Source organism: Mesorhizobium sp. M7A.F.Ca.US.002.01.1.1 (genome assembly GCF_004022955.1).
Lineage (GTDB): Bacteria > Pseudomonadota > Alphaproteobacteria > Rhizobiales > Rhizobiaceae > Mesorhizobium > Mesorhizobium ciceri.
In genome coordinates this window covers 1-3,905 of record NZ_RZQE01000520.1, presented here as the reverse complement: position 1 = coordinate 3,905, position 3,905 = coordinate 1, and the positions used below count along the sequence as shown (strand labels likewise).

Genomic DNA, 3,905 nt, shown 5'->3' with positions numbered 1-3,905 from the left:
GTCGACAACGCTGCCGACCGTCAGGGCGAAGAGGGTGCCGGCGACCAGGGCATCATGTTCGGTTATGCCTGCCGCGAGACGCCGGATTTGATGCCGGCGCCGATCTACTACAGCCACAAGATCCTCGAACTGCTGGCTGCTGCCCGTCACGAAGGCAGCGGTGAAGCCGGCAGGCTCGGGCCGGATGCCAAGAGCCAGGTCACCGTTCGCTATGTTGATGGCAAGGCCGCCGAGGCGACGCAGATCGTGCTGTCCACGCAGCATCTCGATGCGAGCTGGGATTCAAAGAAGGTCCGCAAGGTCGTCGAACCCTATATCCGCGAGGCGCTGGGCGACCTCAAGATCGCCGACGATTGCATGTGGTACATCAATCCGACCGGCAAGTTCGTCATCGGCGGGCCGGACGGCGACGCCGGCCTGACCGGCCGCAAGATCATCGTCGACACCTACGGTGGTGCCGCACCCCATGGCGGCGGCGCCTTCTCCGGCAAGGACACCACCAAGGTGGACCGTTCGGCAGCCTATGCGGCGCGCTACCTGGCCAAGAACGTGGTGGCGGCGAAACTCGCCGACCGCTGCACCATCCAGCTTTCCTACGCCATCGGCGTCGCCCAGCCGCTGTCGGTCTATGTCGACTTGCATGGTACCGGCAAGGTCGACGAGGCAAAGCTCGAGGACGCGCTGCGCACGGTGATGGATCTGTCGCCGTCGGGCATCCGCCGTCACCTCGATCTCAACAAACCGATCTACGCCAAGACGTCGTCCTACGGCCATTTCGGCCGCAAGGCCGGCCGTGATGGGTCTTTCTCCTGGGAAAAGACCGATCTCGCCAAGGCGCTCAAGGACGCGGTCGCCGCCTGACAGCGGCGCCGCGAAGTCCCGCCATGGATCCGAAGGACAGACCAAGCCGCGCGACCGAAGCCTTTTTCGGTCGCCGGCGCGGCAAGACCATGCGTCCGCAACAGGCGGCCGCGCTGGAAAGCGGCTTCGGTGTATATCGGCTCGATCTGGCGGCCGAGCCGCCGGCCGATCTGCAAACTCTGTTTCAAACCGATGTCAGCGCGGTTCGCCTCGAGATTGGCTTCGGCGGTGGCGAACATCTCCTGCACCGCGCGACCGAGGCGCCTTCGATCGGCTTTATCGGCGTCGAGCCCTTCGTCAACGGCATGGCCAAGATGATGATGGCGGTGAACGAGAAACCGCTCGCCAATCTGCGGGTTTATGACGACGACGCCACAAGGCTGCTCGACTGGCTGCCGCAGGCCTCGCTCGGCGGCCTCGATCTGCTCTATCCCGACCCCTGGCCGAAGAAGAAACACTGGAAGCGACGTTTCGTAAGCCCGGTCAATCTCGAGCGGTTCGCGCGCGTGCTGAAGCCTGGTTCAAAATTCCGCTTCGCCTCCGACATCGACACTTATGTCAACTGGACCTTGCTGCATTGCCGCGCGCATGGCGCGTTCGCATGGCAGGCTTGCGAGGCGGCGGACTGGCACCGGCCCTATGATGGTTGGCCGGGCACCCGTTACGAGGCCAAGGCCATTCGTGAGGGCCGGCGGCCCGCCTATCTTACCTTCATTCGGAAATAAGCTCGCGGTCTTAGAGCAATTCCAGGAAAAGTGTGAAACGGTTTTCCGTCCGGAATTGCGTCAAAGCTGGAAGCGGCGGCCGATGCGATCGAAGGCGGCAGGCTCGACGCCGAGGTTGCGCAGGTCGTCGGCGCGCGGCCTGCGACCGGCTTCCACGGCCCGTGAAGCGGCCACGGCGCTGCCGAATACGGTGAAGAAGTCGCCTATTGCAGAAAATATCTTGCGATTGCTCATGATCATGTCCTTTCGCGCACGTGTGACGCACGGCCACCTTTGTGCAGCGCAGGGTAAGTAGGTGCGTTTCAGCGCCGATCCCATGGGGGCCGCCGCATGGGCGCCATGCGCTCCATGCAACGCTGGCGGGGCCACCTCGATGGCAGCGTTGCCCGACCAGCATAGCGGGCTTGAAACACAGGCCGCGATCGTCTATATCAGCCTCAAATTCTTGGTCGGTATGACGAAGAGTGGGTCCACCCGGTCCCGCTCTTTTTTATTACCTGCCGATAACTTGGTAGAGAACGACAGGGCTTCAATGACTGCAACGGCAAGCGAGGGCGACGATCGCATCATCCGCGAAAGCGGCATCGATGCGCGCATCGCGCTGATCGTCCAGCCGGTTCTGCGCGGCATCGGCTTCCGCCTCGTGCGGGTGCATCTGTCGGGCCAGAACGGGCTGACGCTGCAGATCATGGCCGAACGCGAGGACGGCACCATGACCGTCGAGGATTGCGAAGAGGTCAGCCGCGCGGTGTCGCCGGCGCTCGATGTCGATGATCCGATCGAAAAGGCCTACCATCTTGAAGTCTCGTCGCCCGGCATCGACCGGCCGCTGGTCCGCAAATCGGATTTCACGACCTGGACGGGTCATCTGGTGAAGATGGAAACATCGATCGTCGTCGCCGACCGCAAGCGCTTCAAGGGCAAGATCGCCGAAGCCGGCGAAGACGATGTGCTGATCGAGCGCGACAAGGCAGCCTATGGCGAGGAGCCGACGGTGCGCGTCCCCTATGACGCGATTGCCGATGTGCGCCTGATCCTGACCGACGATCTCATCCGCGATGCCCTGTCGAAGGACAACAGGGCGCGCAAGGAAGCCAAGAAGCGCCGCGGCGAACCGGACGACGACGAGTCGGGTGCGGAAGCGGACGCCACGGAAGAACACGAACAGGAACTATGATTGAGCTGCCGGGCGCAAAGGTCCGGCAAACAAGCTCGGGAGAAAAACGATGGTTGTAAGCGCCAACAGACTTGAATTGCTGCAGATCGCCGACGCGGTCGCGCGTGAAAAGTCGATCGACAAGTCGATCGTCATCGCCGCCATGGCCGATGCGATCCAGAAGGCGGCGCGCTCGCGTTACGGTCAGGAGACCAACATCCGCGCCGACATCAACCCGAACACCGGTGAGATGAAGCTGCAGCGGCTGATGGAAGTGGTCGAGAAGGTCGATGACTATGCCACGCAGATCGCCATTTCCTCGGCTCGCGAGCGCAATCCCGACGCCCAGCTCGGCGACTTCATCGCCGAACAGCTGCCGCCCATGGATTTCGGCCGCATCGCCGCCCAGTCGGCCAAGCAGGTCATCGTCCAGAAGGTCCGCGAGGCCGAACGCGACCGCCAGTATGACGAGTACAAGGACCGCATCGGCGAGATCGTCAACGGTACCGTCAAGCGCGTCGAATACGGCAATGTCATCGTCGATCTCGGCCGCGGCGAAGCGATCATCCGTCGCGATGAGCTGATCCCGCGCGAGAACTACAAATATGGCGACCGCGTCCGCGCCTATGTCTACGATGTGCGCCGCGAGCAGCGCGGCCCGCAGATCTTCCTGTCGCGCACCCATCCGCAGTTCATGGCCAAGCTGTTCACCATGGAAGTGCCGGAAATCTATGACGGCATCATCGAGATCAAGTCGGTCGCCCGCGACCCAGGTTCGCGCGCCAAGATCGCCGTCATCTCGCGGGACTCTTCGATCGATCCGGTCGGCGCCTGCGTCGGCATGCGCGGCAGCCGCGTCCAGGCCGTCGTCGGCGAATTGCAGGGTGAGAAGATCGACATCATTCCGTGGTCGCCTTCTGCGGCGTCCTTCATCGTCAATGCGCTGCAGCCGGCGGAAGTCGCCAAGGTCGTGCTCGACGAGGATGCCGAACGCATCGAAGTCGTGGTTCCCGACGACCAGCTGTCGCTGGCCATCGGTCGCCGCGGCCAGAATGTGCGTCTGGCTTCGCAGCTGACCGGTTGGGATATCGACATCCTGACCGAAGCCGAAGAATCCGAACGCCGCCAGAAGGAATTCGTCGAGCGTTCGTCGCTGTTCATGG

The 3,905-nt window shown here is 63.0% G+C and carries 5 protein-coding genes; 4 read left to right on the top strand and 1 reads right to left on the bottom strand.

What is annotated here, in order from left to right; all coding sequences use genetic code 11:
- Both metK and EN932_RS30990 read left to right on the top strand, forming a co-directional pair.
- The coding region (gene metK, locus EN932_RS30995) for a methionine adenosyltransferase (protein WP_127307764.1) at positions 1–861 on the top strand (861 nt) is incomplete at its 5' end.
- A 23-nt stretch (positions 862–884) separates the two neighbouring features.
- Complete coding sequence (locus EN932_RS30990; protein WP_128369332.1) at positions 885–1,586, top strand: tRNA (guanosine(46)-N(7))-methyltransferase TrmB; 702 nt, start codon at positions 885–887, stop codon at positions 1,584–1,586.
- A 60-nt stretch (positions 1,587–1,646) separates the two neighbouring features.
- On the opposite strand, the gene EN932_RS30985 is transcribed toward EN932_RS30990, so the two are convergent.
- On the bottom strand, positions 1,647–1,820 hold the full coding sequence (locus tag EN932_RS30985) for a hypothetical protein (RefSeq protein WP_127369389.1): 174 nt from the start codon (positions 1,818–1,820) through the stop codon (positions 1,647–1,649).
- A gap of 298 nt (positions 1,821–2,118) precedes the next feature.
- Between EN932_RS30985 and rimP the strand changes: the two genes are divergently transcribed.
- Together rimP and nusA are read left to right on the top strand one after the other, a co-directional pair.
- Entirely contained in the window at positions 2,119–2,763 is a 645-nt protein-coding gene (gene rimP, locus EN932_RS30980) for a ribosome maturation factor RimP (RefSeq protein ID WP_013527897.1), read from the top strand.
- A 49-nt stretch (positions 2,764–2,812) separates the two neighbouring features.
- Positions 2,813–3,905 (top strand): transcription termination factor NusA (gene nusA / locus EN932_RS30975; protein WP_128369331.1); only part of this gene is annotated, 1,093 nt, incomplete at its 3' end.